Here is a 17976-nt window from a genome sequence, read left to right as displayed (position 1 = left end):
CGCCGAGCGCGGGAGGGGGCCTTCGTCGTTGGGCGCCACGGCAAACTGAAGAACCGATTGAGGTACGACGAAGGGGCGGCCCGCCGAAGCGGACCGCCCCTGTCGGTACGGCGTTACGTCAGATCCGGCCACCGGTGGTGGCGTGGAAGACGTGGCTGCGACCGGCGACCGGCTTGACGAACACGGTGTCACCCATGTTCGGCATGTTGCGCCGGTCGGTGCGGACGACGAAGCGCTCCGAGTTGCCACCCAGCGCGGCGTGACCGTAGACGTTGGCGTCCGAGCCGAGGTCCTCGACCAGCTCGACCACGACCGGCATACCACCCTCGGTCGGGCTGACCAGCTCGCAGTCCTCCGGACGGAAGCCCACGGTGACCTTGCCGTCGCCGCCCTCGGCGCGGGCCGCCTCGACCTGCTCCCGCGTCAGCGGGATGTACATCTCGGCGAACTCGGCGCCCTTCTCGTTCAGCGGAACGGTCTTGATGTTCATGGCGGGCGAGCCCATGAAGCCGGCGACGAACACGTTGGCCGGGGTGTCATAGAGCGCCCGCGGGGTGTCCACCTGCTGGAGAACACCGTCGAGCAGCACCGCGACCCGGTGACCCATGGTCATGGCCTCGACCTGGTCGTGCGTGACGTAGACGGTGGTGACGCCCAGCTTGGCCTGCAGGGACGCGATCTGGGTACGGGTCTGCACGCGGAGCTTGGCGTCGAGGTTCGACAGCGGCTCGTCCATGAGGAAGACCTGCGGCTCGCGGACGATCGCCCGGCCCATCGCGACACGCTGACGCTGACCACCGGAGAGCGCCTTCGGCTTACGGCTGAGGTACTCCTCCAGCTGGAGCAGCCCGGCCGCCTCCTTGACCCGCCGGTCGATCTCCGACTTGGAGGTCTTGCGCAGCTTGAGGGCGAACGCCATGTTCTCGTACACCGTCATGTGCGGGTAGAGGGCGTAGTTCTGGAAGACCATCGCGATGTCGCGGGCCTTCGGGGGGAGGTGAGTGACGTCACGCTGGTCGATGTAGATCGAACCGGCGTCCACGTCCTCCAGGCCGGCGAGCATCCGCAGGCTGGTGGACTTACCGCAACCGGAGGGGCCGACCAGGACGAGGAACTCCCCGTCGCCGATTTCGAGGTCCAGCTCGTTGACGGCGGGACGCTCTTGGCCCGGGTAGACCCGGGACGCCTTGGAATAGGTGACCGTAGCCATGGTGAAGCGCTTCCTTTCACCGGCAGGAACGTGCCGGACGATCCGAGTGAAGGAGCAACCGGCACGTGTCCGTGCCGGTCATCGGACGGCGCTCGGCCGCGGGGGCGCCCGGTCGTCATCCGTGTGTGAACCGTAAACGCGTTTCCCCGTGCTGCCAAGGCGGGGGGTCGTCCAGCCCACCAGTCGGGCTACGCATTCCGGTCACTCGGGCACGGTCAGCCATCAATCGACGCGGTGGCAAACGAGTCTGCGTCGGGTTGTTGACGATTCCCGTGCTCGGGAGGCCTCGCGATCGGGATTACCGGAGATCAGTCGCTATGCTGACCTCGACGCGCGCGCCCCTGTAGCTCAGCTGGCCAGAGCACTCGCCTTGTAAGCGAGATGTCGCCGGTTCGATCCCGGCCGGGGGCTCCAATTACATCAGACCTTTCCGATCGGCGCTGCTGTGCCTCTGCCGGTTGCCCTGAGGGGCAGCCGGATCTCGACCGAGCCACGCGCACCGACAGACCGGTTCAGGCCGTCGCCACGGCCACGGTGCCCTGGTCCTCGAACCAGTCGACCCACAGCGGGTACCCCCGGCGGGGAGGACTCCGGCCAGCGTCCCTGGCAGATCGGCGTCACGCCCTGTTCGGTCAGACAGCGCAGCGCGTCGTTCGCCTCAGTTGTGGGCAGCCGCGAATTGTCGGGGTCGGAGACAATCGACGCCAGTGCTGCAGACCCTGGTCGTCCACGTACGGGCGCATTGAGGACGCTGCCGCGATTCGAGCATTGGCGGAGGGGCGGCAATGAGATACGTCAGCCTGGAACGAACCAGAGACGGCATCTTTCTGGACCCCGAGGCGTACCTCGAGCAGTTGCCGTCGCTCGCCGACTCGTTGCCTGACGGAGCTCGTCAGTTCGCCACGGAACCCGGCCACTACGACTTCCTTGGGCAGCGCTGCGTCAAGAGTCTGAAGCCGGCGCGACTGACGTCCGGTGAGACCGGCGGCAGTCGATGGCTTGAGCTGTACCTCCGGCACAACTGTTGGAAGCACGAGGAAGACCTGACCATCCACTACCGTGGCGTGCGGAGTCTGACGATCGTGCCCGCTGACGGTGAGCTGGACGTGGTCCAACTCCAGGACGTGATGGTGGACGAGGTGCTGCCGCACGAGCAGGGGTGCCGGCACGAGATCGCCTGTCTCGCCGGCAGGATGATCGTGACAAGTCAGGACCTCACCGCGACCTGGCAGTACGCGGACTGTCCGGAGCGTGAGGCCAACCGGTAGGTCGACGCCACCGGTGGACCGGCGGGGGACAACGCGGGGCCGCTGCCCGACCGGACGACGCGGTGCCCGACGGTAATCTGGGGCCGGAGCAGCGCGGAGCGGGGTAGAGGCAGATGAGTCGGGCGGTGGAGGAGTCGAACCGGGCGATGTTGCGCGCCCGGGACGCGATGGACCGGGCGTACGCCGAGCCTCTGGACATCCCCGCGTTGGCCCGGATCGCGCACGTCTCGCAGGCGCATTTCATCCGTACCTTCCGGGCCACCTTCGGTGAGACGCCGCACCGCTATCTGCAACGCCGCCGGGTGGAGCGGGCGATGTCGTTGCTGCTGGAGACCGACCGGGACGTCACGGACATTTGTTACGCCGTCGGCTTCAGCAGCCTGGGCACGTTCAGCCGGACGTTCCGGCAGATCGTCGGGGAGTCGCCCTCGGATTTCCGGCGCCAGCGCGTCGCGCCGGCCAACGTGCCGTCGTGCTTCACCAAAGCCTGGACCCGTCCAAGCAGTTTTGGATAAGCAGCAGGTCAGGGGCTACCTCTAGCGTCATGGGCATGACGATGAACGCGATCAGCCGCTCCCAGATCTACGTCCTCGACCAGGACGCCGCGCTTGACTTCTACGTCAACAAGCTCGGCATGGAGGTCAACACCGACCAGGACCTCGGCTTCATGCGGTGGCTCACTGTCAACCTGCCCGGCGACCCGGAGCGCGAGATCCTGTTGGAGAAGCCCGGCCCGCCCGCGCTGGACCCGGCCACCGCCGAGCAGGTCCGGGAGCTGCTCACCAAGGGTGCCCTCGGCGGGTACCTCTTCATGACCACCGACGACGCCCGCAAGACGCACGAGGATCTGGTGGCGAAGGGCGTCGAGATCACCGACGAGCCGACCGAGCGCCCGTACGGGATCGACTTCGGCATCCGGGACCCGTTCGGCAACCGGATCCGCATCGGTCAGATGTTCCCCCGGGCGTAGCGGGCGGGCGATCAGCCGGGCCGCCGCGTCAGCACCGGGAGGTACGGGGTCGAACTTGTACCTCCCGGTGTGTTGAGGTGGCGATCATGGTGACCCGACTGCTGTACCTCACCCGGCACGCCGAGCAGGATCTCCCCGAGCCGAGCGGGCCGGACGCCGGCGAACCGGATACCGGCCTGTCGGAGCGCGGCCGGCGGCAGGCCACCCTGCTGGGCGAACGCCTGGGGGCCCGGCGGTTCGCCGCCGTCCACCACGGGCCGCTGCGCCGGGCCGCACAGACCGCTGAGCTGGTCGCCAGGTCGCTGCCCGACGTTCCGGTGTACGAGACGGAGCTGGCCGGCGACCACCTCCCACACGACACGGACCCGGCTGGCCTGCCGCCCGCGTACGCCGAGTTCCTGAAGCAGTTCTCGGCGGCCGAGCGGGCCGACGGGCCGCGAGTGACGGCGGACGCGGTGCGACGGTTCGCCAGCCCGGTCGCCGAGGGCCCCGCCGGCGGCGAACCGGTCCGCGAGCTGGTCGTGACGCACAGTTTCCTGATCGCCTGGCTGGTGCGGCACGCCCTCGACGCGCCGGAGTGGCGCTGGCTGGGCTTGAACGCGCACAACGCCGGGCTGACCGTCATCCGCTACAGCGCGGCCGGCCCGCCGAATCTGATCGCCCTCAACGACGTGGCCCACCTACCGCCGGAGCTGCGGGGCACCGGCCTGCCCCCGGACTATCTGACGTAGGTCCCGGTGGTCCGCAGGAGCAGCTTGACCACCGCCTGGGTGGCCGGCGGCGGGGTCCCGTCCTCCGGGCAGGTGGTGTAGCCGGTGTCGTTGCCGGCCACGGTGAGGCGGTAGTGCATCACGTCCGAGCATGCGGGCGCGGTGGTCGGCCGTCGCGCCTCGCTGGCGAGCCGCGGGTCCACGGCCAGCCCCGCCAGGATGCCCTGATCGGCGGGGTCGAGCCGGCCGATGCGCCGGCCCCCGGCCCGGTCCGTCACGGTCCACTGGCCGTCCGGCTCGACGACGATGGCGTCCCCGCGACCGGCGAAGCCACCGGAGATCCGCAACGTCACTCGGGGGGCCACCGCGCTGGCCCCGGCGCTGACCGTGGGAGCCGCGGTCGGCAACGAGGTGCCCGTGGCCGGGGTGGCCGGACCGGAAGCGGTGGTGGCCGACGGCTGGGTCGGGGTGGCGGTGGTGGGGGCTCGGTCGACGCTGGTGCAACCGGTCAGGAGCGCGGTCAGGAGCGCGGCGGTGACGGCGATCGTCGATGCGGGTCTCATCCCCGTCGGACGCGTCACCCCAACCGTCGGTTCCCCGTTCGTGCCTGCGCCGGGACTGGCCGGTCGCCTTCGCTATGGTCGCCGCACCGGCGCGCGGTGCCGGCGACCAGATCGGCGGCGTCGCTCACGGTGACGCGGGAAGGGGTGGACGTGTCGGACGCGGAGTTGACAGTCGAGGTGACCGGGCCGGTCGCCACCGTCGTCATCAGCAACCCGGCCCGGCGCAACGCGATGACCGCGGCCATGTGGCGTCAGCTCCCCGAAGTGCTCGACCGGCTGGAGCCCGACCCCGACGTACGGGCGTTGGTGCTCACCGGTGCCGGCGACGCCTTCTGCGCGGGCGCGGACCTCGGTGACCTGGCCGAGTTGCTGGACGCCGGTGACGCCAGCATCGCGGTGGCGGCCGAGGAACGGCTGGCCCGCTTCGGCAGGCCGACGATCGCGGCCATCCGGGGTGCCTGCGTCGGCGGCGGGGCCCAACTCGCCGTCGCCTGCGATCTGCGGATCGCCGCCGCCGACGCCCGTTTCGGCGTACCGCCGGCCCGGCTCGGGTTGGTCTATCCGGCACCGACCACGCGCCGGCTGGCCCGGCTGGTCGGCCCGTCCGCCGCCAAACATCTGCTGTTCACCGCAGAGCTGATCGACGCCGAGCGCGCCCTGCGGATCGGCCTGGTCGACGAGGTGCTGCCGGTCGACCAGCTCGCCGCCCGGGTGGACGAACTGACGGCGACGATCGCCCAGCGGTCCCCGCTGAGCATCGCCGCCGCGAAGGAGATCATCGACGATCGCGCCGAGCCCGCGCGGATCGCCTGGTGGCACCGGAAGGTGACGACGACCGGCGAGGCCCGCGAGGGGGTCGCGGCGGTGACCGAGCGGCGTACGCCCCGCTTCGCCTGGCGGCCACCGACCGACGCCTGAGTCGGCAGGTTCAGCCGCCTCCGTCGATGGGTAGATGTCCTCGACGCGGTGATCGGGGGGCCACTATGGACGCGACAGCGACGAATCCGGACCGGAACGGCCGGCTACTTCGCCTGATACTTGGTTTCGTGCTGCTGTCCGCCGTGGTCGGCGCGCTCGCGGTCGGTGTCGCGAAGGGCGGCCAGAACACCGGCATCTTCGACGGCGATCCGCCGGGCTGGGCCAGAAGCCTGGGGCTCGTGTTGGTGATTCTCGGAATCATCGTCGAGGTCGCCGCGATCGTCTGGGCCGTACGGACCGGCCGCCACCGGGCTGCGCGGCGGTCGCCACTGTTGGCGCTGAGTTGGTCGCATCGGCGACGGCTGGCGCGCCAGGTCCGACGCGGCACACCCGAGGCGGACGAAGACCCGGCCCTTCTCGTGGAGACCGCCCGTGAGTTCGCCGGCCAGCGCTGGTCTGTCCTGCTCGTCGCCGGGTTGGCGATGACGAGCGTCGGTCAGGCATTCCTGGCGTTCGCGCCGTTCTTCGCGGTGATCGGTGGGCTGCTGCTGGTGATCTGGGCGATGCTGATCGTGTCGGTCTTCCGCAACGCCCGCCGTGGCGAGGCGTTCCTGCGCGCCCACCCGGATCTGCGCGGACGGTAGCCGCATCCCGCTCCCACCCATCGCAACACCTCGATCCCGGGTAACCGAAACTCAGGGCGGTGCGGCAGGCTGTCCGTCGTGCAGCGTGATCAGTTGCTTGCGGGCCGCTACCGGCTCCTCGAGCGCCTCGGCAGTGGCGGCATGTCGGCGGTTCATCGGGCGTACGACGAGGTGCTCGAACGGGACGTGGCGGTGAAGGTGCTGGTCGTCTCGGACACCGACGCCCGGCAACGGATCCGAGGCGAGGCGAAGGCCGCGGCCCGGCTGTCGCACCCGCACGTCACCAGCGTCTACGACTACGGTGAGTCGGCGGTGGACGGTGCCGAGGTCCCGTTCGTGGTGATGGAGTTGCTCGGCGGTCACACCCTGGAGCGCCGGCTGGTGGTCGGGCCGTTGCCTCCGCGCGCGGGTCTGCGGGTGTGTGCCGAGGTGGCTTCGGCGCTCGCCGCGGCGCACGAGCAGGGGTTGGTGCACCGCGACATCAAGCCGGCCAACGTGATGCTCACGCCGACCGGCGCGAAGGTGCTCGACTTCGGCATCGCGGCAGCCGTCGGAGCGCCGGAGATCGACTTCGAGGGGCGGCTGATGGGTACGCCGGCGTACCTGGCGCCGGAGCGGTTGCAGGCTGGCGAGGTGCGGCCGGCCAGCGACGTGTACGCCCTCGGCCTACTGCTTCACCGGGTGCTCACCGGCCGGTTGCCGTGGCCCGCCGAGGCGCAGACCCGGATGGTCCGCGCGCACACGCCCGTCGAACCGGACCCGCTGCCCGCGATCGACGGCGTGCCGCCCGAGGTGCACCGGCTCTACCGCTGGTGCCTGGCCGCCCACCCCGGCGATCGGCCTCCGGCCGCCGACGCGGCCCGCATTCTGCTCGCCGCCGCCAGCGGTGCCGCCCCCGAGGCGGCTGCCGTCGCCGCCCACCCGGCAGCCGCCGTCGCCGAGCAGGCGGCCGACGTCGCCGAGCAGACCGGCACCGAGCAGACCGGCACCGAGCAGACCGGCACCGGGCAGACCGGCACCGGGCAGACCGGCACCGGGCAGACCGGCACCGAGCAGACCAGCACCCCCGAGCAGGCCGGCACCGGGCAGGCCGGCACCGGGTCGACCAGCGCCAGGCCGGCGGGTGCCGGAACGACGGGCGATTCGGCGGGGCGGATGAGGCGCGGGAGGTGGCGTCGGGGGCGGGCCATTCTGACGGTCGGCGGAGCTGTGATCGCCGCCGTGGCGCTCGCCGGGTCGCTCGGTGACTTCAGTAATCGACAGGGACAGGTCGCCGCGCCGACCGGCAGCGGCCCCGGCACCACCACGGTGGGGATGCCCCGCGCCGAGGACCCGACCGAAGCGGCCCATGCCGAACCGTCCGTCGTGCCGCCGACCAGGAAAAGCTCGCCCGCTACCCGAACCAGCCCTCCGGTCGGTCCGGGCGTGCCAGCGGTCCCGGGCCCGACGGCAACCACCGCGGGACCGCCTCCGACCCCGCCCGCGCCGACCCCGACACCTGGCGTCGGCGTACCGGTCGACGCGCGCGGCGGAACGGTCACCGCCCGTTGCGTGGGGAAGTCGGTCGAGGTGCTCACCGTGGTGGTCGCACCCGGTTTCCGGGCCGAGGGGTACGACCCGGGGCCGGCCAAGCAGATCGTGGTCGAGTTGGTCTCGCCGGAGCACCGCAGCGAGATCCGGGTTCAGTGCCCCAGCGGCCAGTTGAAGCCGAAGGTCAAGGAACGCTCCGCCTGATCGGGGGCCGGCGGGTGCCGCGCCCGGGTCGTACCCGGGACGCGGCCCCCCGTTCCCGCCGGCCGGTCCGTCACCGCCCGGCCAGCGCCGCCCAGCCCGGGTTCACCGGCTCCCGGCGCAGCGGCATGCCCGCCTCGGCCGGCGTCCGGTCCCCCTTGCGCTGGTTGCAGGCGTAGCAGGCGGCGGTGGTGTTCCGCCAGGTGTTCCGGCCGCCGCGCGAGCGGGGCAGGATGTGGTCGATGGTGGAGGCCGGGCCGCCGCAGTACGCGCAGCACCTGTCGTCGCGGCGCAGCACACCGGCCCGGGACCAGGCCGGCCCGGAGTTGAACCTCCACCGGGTGACGACGAAGCGGACCAGCCGCACCACCCGGGGCATCGGGAAGACCCCGATCACCCGGTCCGGCTCGGCCTCGTGGATCTCGGCCACCCGACGGCAGAGCATGCGGACGGCGTGTTGGACGGTGACCCGGTGCAGCGGGCCGAGGTCGGCGTTGATGACGAGGACGGCATCCACCGGGACTCCTTTCCAGTTGGTGGCGGACAGCAAGAAGCCGCCCGGTCCGGCTGTGGGGACGGGGCGGCTCGGCGCGTCAGGACACGCGTCAGTCGGGCCGGCCCGCCCAGGGACCTTCCGCTCGGCAACCGTCGCCGGGCAGCGTCGACAGCACGATGCTGACGTGCCACATCGTCATGAGCTGCTCCCGCGGTGGTGGTTGACCTTGCGCGCTCACGGTAGGTCGACCCGGGAGACACGGGCAACGTATTTCGATCGGGCGGCCCCGTCAGGACGCCGCTGGCGGCGGGTGCGGGGAACTGTTCTGGCGGAGACCTGGGCTGTGGTCAGCGGTCGGTTCAGCCGCAGCGCCATCCGTGCGGTGAGTTCACTGTCCAGCAGCGGCCGGTTGACCTCAGCGGCGACGGACAGCGCGGGCCCGGAGACCGACCGCCAGATCGCGGCCAACCCGGCGCCGAGACCCACCAGCGCGACCGTGGCCCGGGTGGTCGGTGAGCCGGCGGCCGCTGCGGCACTCACCCCGACGACCGCGAAGAGCACGAGCAGCAGGGGTACGAGCACCGGCCAGAAGATGCCGCGGGCCGCCTGCGCCACCAGTCGCCGGTCTCGGATGATCAGGTTCCGGGCGATCACCGCGTAGTCCTCCTCGTCGAGCAGGTCGCGCGGGTGCAGGCCGCCGGTGAGCACGTCGCGCCAGAGGTCGCCCTGGCCGCGCAGCGCCCGGCTCAGGGTGGCGGGCGTCGGCTCGGTCGGGTCCCCGTGACCGGCGCGGTCGACGGCGCTCGCCCAGGCGGCCAGCGAGCGGCGCACCACAGCGGCCGAGTACGGCGGCAGCACCGTGGCCAACTCGTCCAGCCACCGGCTGATCTGGACCTGCCGGCCGCCGAACTGCCGTAGCAACTGCGTGACGTCGCCGGCTCGGACGGTGTCGGCCACTGACCGGCCCAGGCGGTAGGCCAGCCCGACCCGGTGGTTGGCGGCCATCGCCCAGCGCAGCACCTCCACGTTGAGGTCGTCGAGGGCGAGCAGCAGCGGCACCGGGTCGGCGGGGTCGGGCTGGCCCGGGTCGGGGAGCAGGGCCCGGGCCGCCGACGTGTCGGGCGCCGGCCCGGTGTGCCGGGTGAGGTCGGCGATCTGGGCCAGGGCGACGTCCACCCCGTCGAGGTACATCCGCATCCGACGGTGGGCGGACATCTCGGTGAGGTTGGAGAGTTTGGCCGGCGGTACGGCGGGGCGGGTCTCGGCGAAGGCGCTGGGCTCCGCGTGCTGGCCGTGGTGGTAGGCGTCCGCCATCCACCAGCCCAGCCGGAGCGCGGTGACGATGCAGGCGCGCTCGTCGCGGATCAGCGGGTACGCGTCGTCGCGGCCGATCTCGTCCGTCGACGAGCCGTTCTCCGCGTCGGCGCGGTGCAGTGGTGACATCTCCCGCTGCCCTCCCGCCCGGCCGATCGACGGTTGATCTTTCGAGCGTACGGCAGCGTACCGTGGCTTATGTCTCGTTTTGTCGATTTGACCCGGTGCGGCCGGCCAGCAGGCCACGCGGTCGGATCGAGCGCACCGGCTCGGCCGCGCCCCCCTCGGCGCGCAGGATGTGGTTCGCGGCGATGATCCCGGTCGCGGCCGAGCGTTCCATCAACGCGCTCGGGAAGTCCGTGGCGATGCCGTCGCCGGCCAGGTAGAGGCCGGTCGCGTCGGTGCGTACCCCCGGTCGCCAGGCGTGGCTGCCCGGCGTGAAGGCCGGCGCCTGCGCCTCCACCCGGGCCCGCAGCTCGCGGACCCGCAGGTCGCCGGCCTCCGGCCAGAGCGCGACCAGCTCGCGGCGCATCCGCTCGGCCAGCTCCTCGGCCGGCACGCCGGGCTCGCAGGCGTACGCGTGCAGCTCGACGACCGAGCCGCCGGTTTGCTGCGCCCAGCGCCGCGACTCGTTCTCCAGCCGGTGGTAGAGCGTCACCGAGTCCAGAGTGGGCTGGCGGGACACGCCGCTGAACACCGCCCGCTCGGCGGCCACGTCCCCGTCACACCAGTACCGCGCCACCGCGTACGGCGGGCCGGGGGTGCCGAAGGCCGGCATCCGTGCCGCCAGCTCGGGTGCCTGCTCGGCCAGGTCCGGGGAGGCCGCCACCAGCGCGGCGAGCGCCGGCGGGTCGACGGCGAGCACGACGTGACCCGCCGGATGGCTGCTTCCGTCGGTGGTCGTCACCCGCCACCCCGCGGCGTCGCGGTGCACGCCGGTGGCGGCGCAGCCGGTCAGCACCCGGCCACCGTGCTTCTCCACGTGCCGGGTCAGCGGCTCCCAGATCGCCGTGGCGTAGTCCTCGTCGGGGCAGTCGAAGGCCAGCCCCTCCGGGTTGCCGAGCAGATAGAAGTGGAACTGGGCGACCATCTCGGCGGCCGACATCTCCGCCTCGTGGTTGAAGAACGAGTGCGAGAAGACCTCGAACAGCATCGCCCGCGCCCGGTCCGGCAGTCGCAGCGACGCCAGCAACTCGTCGGCCGTGGTGTCGTCCAGGTCCGCGTAGGTGCGCACCGGGTCGTAGCTGAGCAGCGGCAGCGCCGCGTCGCGGTCCATCACCCGCAGGTCGGCCAGGCGCAGGCTGGGGCTGCGCAGCAGCAGCGCCAGCAGGTTCGCCGGTGGCGCGGGCGGCAACCTGCCGAACTCCTCGGTCGGCCACTGCTCGCTGAGGATCGGATAGCCCGGAATCGGCTTGAGAAAACCCAGGTCACTGTCGATCCGGCGGAGGATGGACCGCCAGTTGTAGTACTGCCGGAAGAACGCGTGGAAGCCGTGCTCGTTCTGCTGGCTGCCGTCGGCGAGCGTCTCCGGCCAGGCACCCAGTCGACCGCCGAGCGTCGGTGCCGCCTCCAGCACCGTGACCGCCACACCCCGCTCGGCCAACACCACCGCCGCCGACATCCCGGCGATGCCGCCACCCACCACCAGCGCCGTGGTCGGTCGCGGCACCCGGTCGGCGCCACCACCGCCCGGGTCCACCTGGTGCTGCCGTACGCCGATCAGCCGACCCACCACTTGCGACAGCGCCATGGGCCCAGTCTGCCCCACCTCGGCTCAGTCGGCTGGTAGGCAGCGGCGGGGGCGGTCGGAGGCCGGCCAGACGTACTCCAGGTCCTCCGGCACGTCGTCGCCGAACAGCGGGCGGTAGTGCGCCGGGTCCTTGCGCAGCAGCGACGAGCGGTGACTGAGGTGCAGGTCGTCGCGGCCCAGCCACGGTGGCAGCTCACCCGCTCGGGCCAGCTCGTCCTGGGTGCGTACGACGCCGGACCCGCAGGCGTCGGCGAGGTCGACGGTCATCGTGGTGGCGCAGGTGTCGGCCCGCCCCGGCTCGGTCCAGACCGCGCACATGTCCAGCCCGTAGCGGACGAGCGCCTCCTCGTACCCGGCCCACATCTTCACGGCCGGGTGGTTACGCCAGCCGTACCCGGGTCGGGTGAGCCCGCGCAGCACCTGGATGGCCTCCACCCGCTGCTTGCCGAGCCGCTTCTGGTCCAGCGTGCGGGCGCTGGCCAGGAAGCCCGGGTACGGGAGGAACGTCTGCATGCCGCTGCTCTACCCGTCGCCGGGGCGGACATACCTGGTCGCGGGATGATCCGGACGGGGTCGCCCACCGTGGCCGTGCTGATTACGATCCGGGCATGGCGGAGCCGTGGCGGGACCGGGCGCGACGGGCGGTCGAGTGGAATTGGCGACTGCGGTCCGTCGGTGATCCGCGCCCGCACTACGTGATCTGTGGCAAGGACGCGCTCGCCTACTACGTGGCCCGGGCATTGCTCGAATCCGAGCTGCCGGTCGGTGGGGCCCGGGTGACAGTCGTGGTGCCGGAGCGCTACCGCAGCAACGGGCCGGACGTGGCCGGGCTGCGCGGGGTCCGGGTGGTCCGCTCGGACCGGCTGGACGTGGCCACCTTCGAGACCGCCGGTCTGGCCGGCGCGACCGGGCTGGCCCTGTTGCACCAGGACGACGTGGGCAACCTGCACGCCGCGCTCTGCGCCCAGGCTGTCGACCAGCGGGTCCGCCAGGTGCTGCGGATGTTCAACGGCACCCTCGCCGACGGCGTACGCAAGCTGCTCAAGGCCCCGGTCGAGGTGCTCTCCGACGCCGAGATGGCCGCGCCGGCCTTCGTGGCCGCGGCACTCAACGAGGTCGACCCGAGCTCCTTCCAACACCGGGACAAGACGCTGCGGGTGGCGCGTCGGGCCGACGTCCGACCGCAGGACGTGGTCTGCGCGTTGGCGCACCTGAGCGAGGCGCAGGGGGTGGAGCTGCTGCCGGCCGAGCAGGCCGGCGCCGACCTGGTGCTGGCCGAGGCGACCGGTCAACCACCGGGCACCGAGGTGGCCGCCCGCCGGTTGGTCCGGGCGCGTCGACGGCGTCGTCCGGTCGCGGTGGTGGTGGGGGCGGTACGGGGCTTCGCCACCCGCAAGATCGGCATCGCGGTGATGGTGGTGCTCGCGCTGATCGCCGTGCTGGGTGCGCTGATCTCCCGGGCCGAGGACGTCTCTCCGCTGGAGGCGCTCTACCTGACGCTGGTCACCACGCTCAGCGGCGCCGACCCGGACACCACGAAGACGGCGGACGCCCAGATCATGCAGGTGGTGCTCAACCTGGCCGGGTTGGCGCTGATCCCTCTGATCACCGCCGTCGTGGTGGACGGCATCGTCAACGCCCGGCTGGCCCTGCACACCGGCCGCCTGCAACCCGCGCGGGCCGGGCACGTGGTGGTGATCGGCCTGGGCAACGTCGGCACCCGGGTGATGGCGCAGCTCCGTGAGTACGACGTCGAGGTGGTGGCGATCGACAAGGATCCGGAGCCGCGCGGCGCCGCCCTGGCCCGCCAACTGGAGGTGCCGCTGATCGTCGGCGACGCCGCGTTGCCGGAGACACTCGTCGCCGCCTCGGTGGCCGACTGCCAGGCGCTGGTGGTGGCGTCCACCGACGACGTGGCCAACCTGGAGGCGGCGCTCGCTGCCCGCGACCTCCGTGCCGACCTGCGCGTGGTGCTGCGGCTCTTCGACGGTGACTTCGCCGAACGGGTGGAGGAGACCTTCGCGCTCGGGGTGTCCCGCTCGGTCTCCTACCTGGCCGCTCCGGCCTTCATCGGGGCGCTCACCGAACGCGCCGTGATCAGCACCATCCCGGTCGACCGGCACGCGCTCCCGGTCGCCGAGGTGCCGGTCGCCGCCGGCTCCGAGTTGGACGGTCGACCGCTGGACGTGGTCAACCGGGACGGGCAGGTCCGGTTGATCGCCCGTACCCCGGCGGGCGGTGCCAGGACCATCTGGTGGAAGGACCTCGACCCCCGCCAGGTGATCTTCGCCGGCGACCGGCTGACCGTCGTCGCCCGGCGGCGCGGGCTGGACTGGCTGACCCGGCAGTGCGCGCCGCCCGCCCACCCGGTCCAGGTGCCCCGGCCGGGCGGGGTGGTGCACGGCGGGCTGCCCACCCCGGCGGCGGCGTCCCCCTCGGTGCCGGGCCAGACGGGCTCGGGGGCCGGCGCGGCGCATCCCGCTTCTCCCGGCGGAGATGCGCCCTCGGCGACCAACGGCAGTCAAGCTGACGAACATGAGCCGACCCGCCGGCATGACGGGACCGCCGAGGTGGGCTGAGCTGCTGAGGTGATCCTCGCCGTCGGCGAGGTGCCGCCGCCAGGGAGAGCGGTCTCCGCAGCTGCGCGGTTGTAGTTGTAAGTGGCGTACGTTGTGCGTACGCTTGGGGAGTGAGTGCGAAGGCAGAGCGGCTGCACCTGCGGGTGGATGAGCAGCAGAAGGCGTTGCTGGAGGCGGCCAGTCAAGCAGCCGGAGACAGCGTGTCGACGTTCGTCTTGAAGGCAGCGACCGAAGCAGCGGCGGATGTGCTCGCCGACCGGCGGGCCTTTCTGCTGGATGAGGACGCCTGGCGGGTTTTCGACGAGGCGTTGCAGGGGCCGGCGCAGGACGTTGGCGGGCTGCGGGAACTGTTGACCGGTCCGACGGCGCTCGACCCGCCGACTGATGGTGCGCCACGGTGAGTTCCCGCTTCTCCGCGGTCGAGCCGCTGTCGGCCGAGTGCGCGGTGACCGGGTTCGACTGCGGCTCCCGCGCGCAGTCGGTGTGGCTGACCGAGCATGCCCTACAAGCCCACCGGGCGGGTTTGTCCCGGGTGTATGTGGTGCGGAACAACGAGCACCCCGATCAGCGAGTGGCCGGCTACTACGCCCTGGCTGCCGGCAGCGTCGCCCCCGCCGATGCCTCGCCCCGCCTACAGCAGGGGGCGGGCCGCTACCACCAACCGGTCGTGATCCTCACTCGGCTCGGGGTCGACCGCAGCGCCCAGCGCGTCGGGCTGGGCCGAGCACTGGTGGTCGACGCACTACGGCGGATAGCCTCCGCCTCGGAAGTCATCGGCGTACGCGCGGTGCTCATTCACTGCGAAACGGAAGCCGCCCGCGACTTCTACCAGGGTCTGGCGAAGTTCGAGGCCAGCCCTACCGACCCCATGCACCTGTTGCTGTTGATGAAGGACCTTCGCCGCGCGCTCAGCGGCTGATCGGTCAGCCGGAACCGGTCGGCACTGAGCGACAATCGATCACATGCGTTTCCGCATCCTGGGGCCGACCCAGGTGGTGCTGGCCGACGGGCGAGAGATTCCCGTGGGCGGTCCGCGGCTGCGCGCATTGCTGGCGCTGCTCCTGCTCGACGCGGGTCGGGTCGTCTCCGCCGAGCGCCTGATCGACGGCCTGTACGGGGAACACCCGCCCCGAGGCGCGGCCAACGCGCTCCAGTCCCAGGTGTCGAGGCTGCGCCAGGCCCTGTCCGCCGAGCACGACCCGGTCGAGTTCCATCCGGCCGGTTACCGCCTGGCGGTGGACCCCGACGACGTCGACGCGTACCGCTTCGAGCGGCTCGCCGGGGACGGACGACGCGCGTTGGTCAACGGCGACTGGCCCCGGGCGGCGGCGGTGTTGCGCGAGGCGCTGGAGCTGTGGCGTGGGCCCGCCCTCGCCGATGCCGTCGGCGCAGCCGGCACGCCCGCCCAGGCGGCCCGGCTGGACGAGCTGCGGTTGGCCGCCATCGAGGATCGGGTCGAGGCCGACCTGGCGTTGGGCGCACAGAGCGCCCTGATCGCGGAGTTGCGGGAGGTGGTCGTCGCGCATCCCCTGCGCGAGCGCGCGCGGGGCCAGCTCATGCGTGCCCTGGCGGCACTGGGCCGGCCGGCGGAGGCGCTGGCCGAGTTCGAGGACGCCCGACACACGCTGGCCGCGCAGCTCGGCGTCGACCCGTCGGCGGAGCTGGCCGCCGTTCACCTGGCGGTGCTGCGTGGTGCGGAACGGGGGCCTGCCGAACCGGTGCTGCCGAGTCAACTCACCACCTTCGTCGGGCGCGAGGATGAGCTGAAGCGCGTCGGTGAGCTGCTCGGAGAGCGGCGGCTCGTCACCCTCACCGGCCCCGGCGGCGCGGGCAAGACGCGCCTGGCGATCGAGGCCGCCGGCCGTGTCGACGGGGAGGTCCGTTTCGTCGAGCTGGCCGGCCTGGCCGATGGCTCGGACGTTCCGCAGGCGGTGCTGAGCGCGCTCGGCCTGCGCGACGCGGGCCTGCGCGCCCCGGCCGAGCCGGGCTGGCAGACCACCGACCGGCTGGTCGAGGCGCTGGCCGAGCGGCGACTGCTGCTGGTGCTCGACAACTGCGAGCACGTTCTCGTCGACGCGGCCCGGCTGGCGGCCCGGTTGCTGAGCGCGTGCCCGGCGTTGCGCGTCCTGGCCACCAGTCGGGAGCCGCTGGGGTTGCCCGGTGAGGCGCTGTGCCCGCTGTCCGGGCTCAGCCTGCCACCGCTCGGCGCGTCCGCGCCGGACGTTGACGACTACGCGGCGGTTGGCCTCTTCGCCCAACGGGCCGCCGACGTCTCGCCCGACTTCACCGTCACGCCGGCCAACGTCGAGATGGTGCTGCGGATCTGCCGCAGCCTGGACGGCCTGCCGCTGGCGATCGAGTTGGCCGCCGCGCGGCTGCGGGCGTTGCCGGTCACCGAGGTGGCCGCCCGCCTCGACGACCGGTTCCGGCTGTTGTCGACGGGCAACCGGGCCGCGTCGCCGCGACACCGCACCCTGCGGGCCGTGGTCGGGTGGAGTTGGGATCTGCTCGACGACGCCGAACGGAAAGTGGCCCGACGGCTGACCGTCTTCGCCGGTGGGGCCACGCTGGAGGCGGCCGAGCGGGTCTGTGGCCTGCCCACCGCCGAGTTCGTCGACGCGCTGACCGGCCTGGTCGACAAGTCCTTCGTGGAGCTGACGGGTGGCCGGTACCGGATGCTCGAGACGGTGCGGGCCTTCTGCGCCGAGCGTCTCGCCGAGGCCGGCGAGGCCGACCAGCTGCGCCGCGCGCACACCGCGTACTTCCTGGAGTTCGCCTGGACCGCCAGCGACCACCTCCGGTGCGCGGAGCAACTGCACTGGCTGCGACTGCTGGATGCCGAGCGGGACAACCTGCACGCGGCGTTGCGCCGGGCCACCGCGGCCGGTGACGCGTCCGACGCGGCCGGGATGGTCGCTGCCCTGTCGTTCTACTGGTGGCTGCGCGGCATGCGGGGAGAAGGGGCGCGGCTGGCAGCCGACGTCCTCGACCTGCTCGGCACCGAAGCGCCGCCGGGGCTGAGCGAAGAGTTCGCCCTCTGCGTCTACAACGCCTCGCTCGCGGGCGTCGGCCACCTGCCGATCGTCGGGACGCAGTCGTCGGTGATCCGCAGCCTGGACCGGGCGCCCCGACAACCGTTCCTGCTGTACCTGTCGGGGATCTCGACCGGGCCGCCGTCCGGCGGCGCCGAGGATGTCGACGAGCTGATGGGGGAGTTGCGGCGGCTGGTCGGCTCGGACCCGTGGATCAACGCCCTCGGCGCGATGGGCAGCGGCGCGGCCCTGATGTGGAGCGACCAGTGGGACCGGGCCAGGATCGCGCTGACCACGGCGCTCGACGGCTTCCGCAGCACCGGGGACCGGTGGGGCACCATGATCACGCTCGGTGCGCTCGGCGAACTGGCCGCCTGGCAGGGCGATGCGGGAACTGCTGGCGCTCACATGGACGAGGCCATGGGGTTGGTCGAGGCACTCGGGTCGGCCGTCGACCAGGCCGACATGCTGCGTACCCGAGGTGAGATCAGGCTGCGCGCCGGTGACCTCGCGGCGGCGCACGACGACTTCGCCGGTTCGCTGCTCCTCGCGCAGCGCAGCGGCGCGCCCGAGTTCGTGGCCAGCGCCCGGCTCGGCCTCGCCCAGGTGGCCCGGGTACGAGGGGACCTGGCCGCCGCGCGGCGGTTCGGCGAGGAGGCGTTGGCCGGCGGGCTCACCGGCTGGTACGTCGGCGAGGCCGCCCGCGCGGAGATCGTTCGCGTCCTGGAGGAGATCACCGAGGCGGAGAAGGCCGGTGCGCCGCCGTCAGCGGGCGGTGCGTGACCGGTCAG

The 17976-nt window shown here is 72.4% G+C and carries 17 protein-coding genes and 1 tRNA gene; 12 read left to right on the top strand and 6 right to left on the bottom strand.

Annotated features, from left to right (window positions below):
• Window positions 1–118: 118 nt before the first annotated feature.
• The gene (locus ACZ6NZ_RS15740; RefSeq protein ID WP_366610883.1) at window positions 119–1210 is read right to left on the bottom strand and encodes an ABC transporter ATP-binding protein; all 1092 of its coding nucleotides are present in this window, start codon (window positions 1208–1210) and stop codon (window positions 119–121) included.
• Between the two features lie 337 nt (window positions 1211–1547).
• On the opposite strand from ACZ6NZ_RS15740, the gene ACZ6NZ_RS15735 reads away from it, so the two are divergent.
• From ACZ6NZ_RS15735 to ACZ6NZ_RS15715, 5 genes are all read left to right on the top strand, one after another.
• Window positions 1548–1624, top strand: a tRNA-Thr gene (locus tag ACZ6NZ_RS15735).
• Between the two features lie 371 nt (window positions 1625–1995).
• The gene (locus ACZ6NZ_RS15730) at window positions 1996–2478 is read left to right on the top strand and encodes a hypothetical protein (protein WP_465858728.1); all 483 of its coding nucleotides are present in this window, start codon (window positions 1996–1998) and stop codon (window positions 2476–2478) included.
• A gap of 113 nt (window positions 2479–2591) precedes the next feature.
• Complete coding sequence (locus ACZ6NZ_RS15725) at window positions 2592–2993, top strand: AraC family transcriptional regulator (protein ID WP_366610882.1); 402 nt, start codon at window positions 2592–2594, stop codon at window positions 2991–2993.
• Window positions 2994–3028: 35 nt separating this feature from the next.
• Window positions 3029–3448: a VOC family protein gene (locus ACZ6NZ_RS15720; protein ID WP_088952055.1), complete on the top strand. Its 420-nt coding sequence runs from the start codon at window positions 3029–3031 to the stop codon at window positions 3446–3448.
• An 86-nt stretch (window positions 3449–3534) separates the two neighbouring features.
• Window positions 3535–4179 (top strand): histidine phosphatase family protein, encoded by a 645-nt coding sequence (locus ACZ6NZ_RS15715; protein ID WP_465858727.1) that lies wholly within the window; start codon window positions 3535–3537, stop codon window positions 4177–4179.
• Here ACZ6NZ_RS15715 and ACZ6NZ_RS15710 read toward each other — a convergent pair.
• On the bottom strand, window positions 4167–4721 hold the full coding sequence (locus tag ACZ6NZ_RS15710) for a hypothetical protein (protein ID WP_465858726.1): 555 nt from the start codon (window positions 4719–4721) through the stop codon (window positions 4167–4169). The two genes, ACZ6NZ_RS15715 and ACZ6NZ_RS15710, sit on opposite strands and share 13 nt — an antisense overlap.
• Window positions 4722–4865: 144 nt before the next feature.
• Between ACZ6NZ_RS15710 and ACZ6NZ_RS15705 the strand changes: the two genes are divergently transcribed.
• The 3 genes from ACZ6NZ_RS15705 (at window position 4866) to ACZ6NZ_RS15695 (ending at window position 8017) form a co-directional block, all read left to right on the top strand.
• On the top strand, window positions 4866–5639 hold the full coding sequence (locus ACZ6NZ_RS15705; RefSeq protein WP_465858880.1) for an enoyl-CoA hydratase/isomerase family protein: 774 nt from the start codon (window positions 4866–4868) through the stop codon (window positions 5637–5639).
• A 128-nt stretch (window positions 5640–5767) separates the two neighbouring features.
• Window positions 5768–6283: a hypothetical protein gene (locus ACZ6NZ_RS15700; protein WP_465858725.1), complete on the top strand. Its 516-nt coding sequence runs from the start codon at window positions 5768–5770 to the stop codon at window positions 6281–6283.
• A gap of 78 nt (window positions 6284–6361) precedes the next feature.
• Window positions 6362–8017, top strand: coding sequence for a serine/threonine-protein kinase (locus ACZ6NZ_RS15695; RefSeq protein ID WP_465858724.1), 1656 nt, complete (start codon window positions 6362–6364; stop codon window positions 8015–8017).
• Between the two features lie 70 nt (window positions 8018–8087).
• On the opposite strand, the gene ACZ6NZ_RS15690 is transcribed toward ACZ6NZ_RS15695, so the two are convergent.
• From ACZ6NZ_RS15690 to ACZ6NZ_RS15675, 4 genes are all read right to left on the bottom strand, one after another.
• On the bottom strand, window positions 8088–8531 hold the full coding sequence (locus ACZ6NZ_RS15690; RefSeq protein ID WP_091403053.1) for an HNH endonuclease: 444 nt from the start codon (window positions 8529–8531) through the stop codon (window positions 8088–8090).
• A 213-nt stretch (window positions 8532–8744) separates the two neighbouring features.
• A complete protein-coding gene (locus tag ACZ6NZ_RS15685) occupies window positions 8745–9953 on the bottom strand; it encodes a hypothetical protein (RefSeq protein WP_465858723.1) in 1209 nt (402 codons plus the stop codon).
• Between the two features lie 67 nt (window positions 9954–10020).
• Window positions 10021–11574 (bottom strand): FAD-dependent oxidoreductase, encoded by a 1554-nt coding sequence (locus ACZ6NZ_RS15680; protein WP_465858722.1) that lies wholly within the window; start codon window positions 11572–11574, stop codon window positions 10021–10023.
• 24 nt (window positions 11575–11598) lie between these two features.
• The gene (locus ACZ6NZ_RS15675; RefSeq protein WP_465858721.1) at window positions 11599–12087 is read right to left on the bottom strand and encodes an MSMEG_6728 family protein; all 489 of its coding nucleotides are present in this window, start codon (window positions 12085–12087) and stop codon (window positions 11599–11601) included.
• A gap of 95 nt (window positions 12088–12182) precedes the next feature.
• Here ACZ6NZ_RS15675 and ACZ6NZ_RS15670 point away from each other — a divergent pair, with 95 nt between their 5' ends.
• The 4 genes from ACZ6NZ_RS15670 (at window position 12183) to ACZ6NZ_RS15655 (ending at window position 17968) form a co-directional block, all read left to right on the top strand.
• Entirely contained in the window at window positions 12183–14153 is a 1971-nt protein-coding gene (locus tag ACZ6NZ_RS15670; RefSeq protein WP_465858720.1) for a potassium channel family protein, read from the top strand.
• Between the two features lie 110 nt (window positions 14154–14263).
• Window positions 14264–14554 (top strand): type II toxin-antitoxin system TacA family antitoxin, encoded by a 291-nt coding sequence (locus tag ACZ6NZ_RS15665; protein ID WP_465858719.1) that lies wholly within the window; start codon window positions 14264–14266, stop codon window positions 14552–14554.
• A complete protein-coding gene (locus ACZ6NZ_RS15660) occupies window positions 14551–15072 on the top strand; it encodes an N-acetyltransferase (RefSeq protein ID WP_465858718.1) in 522 nt (173 codons plus the stop codon). The genes ACZ6NZ_RS15665 and ACZ6NZ_RS15660 overlap by 4 nt, the downstream gene beginning before the upstream one ends.
• Window positions 15073–15115: 43 nt before the next feature.
• Window positions 15116–17968, top strand: coding sequence for an AfsR/SARP family transcriptional regulator (locus ACZ6NZ_RS15655; RefSeq protein ID WP_465858717.1), 2853 nt, complete (start codon window positions 15116–15118; stop codon window positions 17966–17968).
• Window positions 17969–17976: the final 8 nt, after the last annotated feature.

The organism is Micromonospora sp. NPDC047756 (assembly GCF_055587245.1).
Note: the sequence above shows the minus strand (reverse complement) of the source record. Positions and strands in the feature narration are given on the sequence as shown.

Bases quoted from the DNA above. Each gene is read 5' to 3' on its own strand.
- ACZ6NZ_RS15675 (WP_465858721.1), bottom strand. From the start codon at position 12,087: ATGCAGACGTTCCTCCCGTACCCGGGCTTCCTGGCCAGCGCCCGCACG.
- ACZ6NZ_RS15685 (WP_465858723.1), bottom strand. From the start codon at position 9,953: ATGTCACCACTGCACCGCGCCGACGCGGAGAACGGCTCGTCGACGGAC.
- ACZ6NZ_RS15655 (WP_465858717.1), top strand. From the start codon at position 15,116: ATGCGTTTCCGCATCCTGGGGCCGACCCAGGTGGTGCTGGCCGACGGG.
- ACZ6NZ_RS15740 (WP_366610883.1), bottom strand. From the start codon at position 1,210: ATGGCTACGGTCACCTATTCCAAGGCGTCCCGGGTCTACCCGGGCCAA.
- ACZ6NZ_RS15680 (WP_465858722.1), bottom strand. From the start codon at position 11,574: ATGGCGCTGTCGCAAGTGGTGGGTCGGCTGATCGGCGTACGGCAGCAC.
- ACZ6NZ_RS15710 (WP_465858726.1), bottom strand. From the start codon at position 4,721: ATGAGACCCGCATCGACGATCGCCGTCACCGCCGCGCTCCTGACCGCG.
- ACZ6NZ_RS15715 (WP_465858727.1), top strand. From the start codon at position 3,535: ATGGTGACCCGACTGCTGTACCTCACCCGGCACGCCGAGCAGGATCTC.
- ACZ6NZ_RS15720 (WP_088952055.1), top strand. From the start codon at position 3,029: ATGACGATGAACGCGATCAGCCGCTCCCAGATCTACGTCCTCGACCAG.
- ACZ6NZ_RS15725 (WP_366610882.1), top strand. From the start codon at position 2,592: ATGAGTCGGGCGGTGGAGGAGTCGAACCGGGCGATGTTGCGCGCCCGG.
- ACZ6NZ_RS15670 (WP_465858720.1), top strand. From the start codon at position 12,183: ATGGCGGAGCCGTGGCGGGACCGGGCGCGACGGGCGGTCGAGTGGAAT.
- ACZ6NZ_RS15730 (WP_465858728.1), top strand. From the start codon at position 1,996: ATGAGATACGTCAGCCTGGAACGAACCAGAGACGGCATCTTTCTGGAC.